At 71.2% G+C, this 3640-nt stretch carries 4 protein-coding genes; all 4 read left to right on the plus strand.

Annotation, left to right across the window (positions count from 1 at the left end):
* The first annotated feature begins 80 nt into the window (after positions 1-80).
* Entirely contained in the window at positions 81-497 is a 417-nt protein-coding gene (locus tag ACFU99_RS37265) for a hypothetical protein (RefSeq protein ID WP_384401185.1), read from the plus strand.
* Between the two features lies 1 nt (position 498).
* Positions 499-1593: a GNAT family N-acetyltransferase gene (locus ACFU99_RS37270; RefSeq protein ID WP_384401187.1), complete on the plus strand. Its 1095-nt coding sequence runs from the start codon at positions 499-501 to the stop codon at positions 1591-1593.
* 395 nt (positions 1594-1988) lie between these two features.
* Entirely contained in the window at positions 1989-2804 is an 816-nt protein-coding gene (locus ACFU99_RS37275) for a glycosyltransferase family 2 protein (RefSeq protein WP_384401190.1), read from the plus strand.
* Positions 2801-3640: glycosyltransferase family 2 protein (locus ACFU99_RS37280; protein ID WP_384401194.1), on the plus strand; the 840-nt coding region annotated here is incomplete at its 3' end. The genes ACFU99_RS37275 and ACFU99_RS37280, both read left to right, overlap by 4 nt.

The following is a 3640-nucleotide window of genomic DNA, read 5'->3' on the forward strand; positions in this document are numbered from 1 at the left end:
CCCTTCACATCTTGACGCGCATCCGCCGATTGCGCGACATTGAAGCCCGGCATCCGGCGCTTCGGGGGGCAAAGTCGCCCATGCAGAACATCACTGGAAAGAATGACGCCGACCGGGGATCCGCGCTCGGGGGCTCGCTCCCCGCCGTCGCGGGCGCGGCCGTCGCCGTCGGCGGGGTCGGCGCGGCGCTGGCGCTCGGCGATATCGCCTCACCCCTGCGCGCGCCGTTCGCGCTCTTCTTCCTCTTCGCCGCGCCCGCGTGCGCCGTGGCGGTCGCGCTGCGCGGCCTCGACCCGCTCGGCAGGTGGGTGGCGGCGGCGGGCGGCGCCCTCGCGATCGACCTGCTGATCGCCCAGGCCATGCTCGCGCTGCACATCTGGTCGGTCACCGGCGGGATCGTCGCCGTGGCCGCCCTGAGCCTCATCCTCTTCGCCCTACCCCTGCTGGCACACGCGCGGCACCACCGCGACCGCGCGGCGAGAAGTCGGACCTCTTGACGTGAGCATCAGCGTGTACCGCCCCGGTGAGCTGACCGCCGGGGACCGTGCGGCGTGGACCGCCATGCAGTCGCAGTCCTTCGAGAACGGCACGCCGCAGCTCGCCAACCCTTTCCTCGCCCCGGAGTTCGCCCTCGCCGTCGGCCGCTGCCGGCGCGGGGTGCGGATCGCGGTCGCGCGCGAGGAGGGCGAGCCGGTGGCCTTCCTGCCGTTCCAGCGCTCCGTGTCCGGGGTGGGCCGGGCGATCGGGCTGGGCGTCTCGGACGCCCAGGGTCTGGTCCACCGGCCGGGGTTCCAGTGGGACGCGCGGGAGCTGCTGTCGGCGTGCTCCATGTCGGTGTGGGAGTTCGACCACCTGGTGGAGGGGCAGAAGCCGTTCGAGGTGGGGGCCGCCGGCTCGTACGCCTCCCCGGTGATCGACGTCGAGCAGGGGTACGAGGCGTATCTGGCGCAGCTGCGCAAGCAGGCGGGCAAGTTCACCCGCACGACCCTGGCGAAGGAGCGCAAGCTCGGCCGGGACGTGGGCGAGGTGCGGTACGAGCACGATGAGCGCGATCCGGACGTCCTCGCGACGCTGATCGGCTGGAAGTCCGCGCAGTACCGAAGAACCGGGCGCAGCGACCGCTTCGCCCACGCCTGGATCGCGCACCTCGTGGAGCAGCTCTTCCACACCCGCACCCCCTCCTTCGCGGGGCTGCTCTCGGTGCTCTACGCGGGCGACAGGCCGGTCGCGGCGCATTTCGGACTGCGGTCGGAGCGGGTGCTGGCCTGTTGGTTTCCCGCGTACGACCCGGCGTTCGCGAAGTTCTCGCCCGGCCTCGTGCTGCATCTGCGGATGGCCGAGGGCGCCGCCGCGCAGGGCATGGCCTATCTGGATCTCGGGCGCGGCGAGAAGGAGTACAAGGACTCCCTCAAGACACGGGAGCTGACCGTGTCCGAGGGCTGGGTGACGCGCCGCCATCCGGTGGCGCTGGCGCACCGCGCACGGCGCGCCCCGGTGCGGGCGCTGCGCAATACGGTCCTCTCCCGGCCTGAGCTCTTCGATCCGGCCGACCGGCTGCTGAAGCGAATGGGCCGTTTTCGGTCGGCCGACTGAGGAAGGTCCGGAGGAACAAAGGGCTCCGAATGCGCCATCGGAATCAGGCGCAAAAAACATCGAAGGAGGGGTCTCGGCTCAAGGTCTTGCCTTAGAGTCTCAACCGTCAATACCGTCGTACATCCACCCGCATCGGTCCATCACGCAAAGCGGCGCAAGGGGAGGGCTCAAGCACCGCGATGGATACCGGCGCGGGGCGCGGTGGGGGGGCACCGTACCCGGCCGAGCCAGTCGTGCCGAGCTACGGGCCGCGCGGCCAGCACCACACGCCAACTCGCCCTGCCCGTACGGGGATCCATGCCGTCGGACACAGGGTGAGGACCCCCCTTTCGAACCGGATAACCCAACGGACCGCTCTGGGCGGGCGGTCCACCGGACGAGAGGGAAAAAGACTCATGAGTTCAGTTCTGCGTCCTGCGGCAACCAGCCAAGATCCATTAATTCCCGGTCAATATAGGCCGGTGACCTCGGATTTCGCAATAGCACCGCCGGTGAGCGTCGTCATACCGGCGATGAACGAGGCCGAGAATCTTCCCTACGTCTTCAAGACGCTCCCCGACTGGATACACGAAGTGGTCCTGGTCGACGGGAATTCAACGGACGACACCGTTCAGGTGGCCCGGGAACTGTGGCCGGAGATCAAAGTCGTCGAACAGCGCGGAAAGGGCAAGGGGGACGCGCTGATCACCGGGTTCGCCGCCTGCACGGGCGAGATCATCGTCATGGTGGACGCCGACGGCTCGGCGGACGGCGGCGAGATCGTCTCCTACGTCTCCGCGCTGGTGGGGGGCGCGGACTTCGCGAAGGGGTCACGGTTCGCCAACGGCGGCGGCACGGACGACATGACCCCGATCCGCAAGCTCGGCAACCGGGTGCTGACCTCCGTGGTCAACCACAAGTTCGGCGCCCGCTACACCGATCTGTGCTACGGCTACAACGCCTTCTGGAAGCGGTGCCTGGACGAGATCGCGCTGGACTGCGCCGGGTTCGAGATCGAGACCCTGATGAACATCCGGGTGGTCAAGGCCGGGTTACGGGTCCAGGAAGTGCCGAGCCACGAGTTCGAGCGCATCCACGGCGTCAGCAATCTGCGGGCGGTCCACGACGGGCTGCGGGTGCTCAGAGTGATACTGCGCGAGCGGGCCGCCCGGCCGCGCAGGCAGCGGACCGCGGCCATGGCGCCGGGCGCGAGCCGCGGGGAAGTGTCTTGAACCAGCCCACCGGGCCGGGCGCACGGCGGTCCGGCCCGCCCGCCGTCTCGGTGGTCGTCTGCGTCTACACCGAGGACCGCTGGGAGGACATCCTGGCCGCCGTGGCCTCGCTGCGCGACCAGTCGGCGCCGGCCCACGAGACGCTGCTGGTGGTCGACCACAACGCCGCGCTGCTGCGGCGGCTCGCCAAGCACTACGGCGACGACGGCGCGGGCGCGGCGTCCGGCCCCGGCGGCGAGGTGCGGGTGCTCGCCAACGCCGGGCCCCGGGGCCTGTCCGCGGGCCGCAACACCGGCGTCGCCGAGTCCACGGGCGAGGTCATCGCCTTCCTCGACGACGACGCCGTCGCCGAGCGGGACTGGCTGCGCCGCTTCGCCGCCGCGTACGCGGACCCGCGCGTGATGGCCGTGGGCGGCCGCACCGCCCCCGCATGGGAGTCGCGCCGCCGGCCGGCCTGGTTCCCCGAGGAGTTCGACTGGGTCGTGGGCTGTACGTACCGGGGGCTGCCGCCGGGCCGGGTGCGGGTCCGCAACGTCCTGGGCGGCAACGCGTCGTTCCGGCGCGCCGCGTTCGAGGCGGTCGGGGGGTTCGCCTGCGGCATCGGGCGGGACGGCCACCGGCTGCCGCTGGGCTGCGAGGAGACGGAGATGTGCATCCGGCTGACCCGCGCGATGCCGGACGCGGTGCTGCTGATCGACGACCGGGCGGTGATCCACCACCGGGTGCCGGCGGCCCGCGAGCGGTTCCGCTACTTCCGCACCCGCGCGTACGCCGAGGGCCTGTCGAAGGCGCTGGTGGCGGGCAGCGTGGGGACGCGGGCGGGGCTGGAGACGGAG

Origin of the sequence: Streptomyces sp. NPDC057654 (assembly GCF_042800135.1) — a bacterium.
Classification (GTDB): domain Bacteria; phylum Actinomycetota; class Actinomycetes; order Streptomycetales; family Streptomycetaceae; genus Streptomyces.

Bases quoted from the DNA above. Each gene is read 5' to 3' on its own strand.
- ACFU99_RS37265 (WP_384401185.1), top strand. From the start codon at position 81: ATGCAGAACATCACTGGAAAGAATGACGCCGACCGGGGATCCGCGCTC.
- ACFU99_RS37275 (WP_384401190.1), top strand. From the start codon at position 1,989: ATGAGTTCAGTTCTGCGTCCTGCGGCAACCAGCCAAGATCCATTAATT.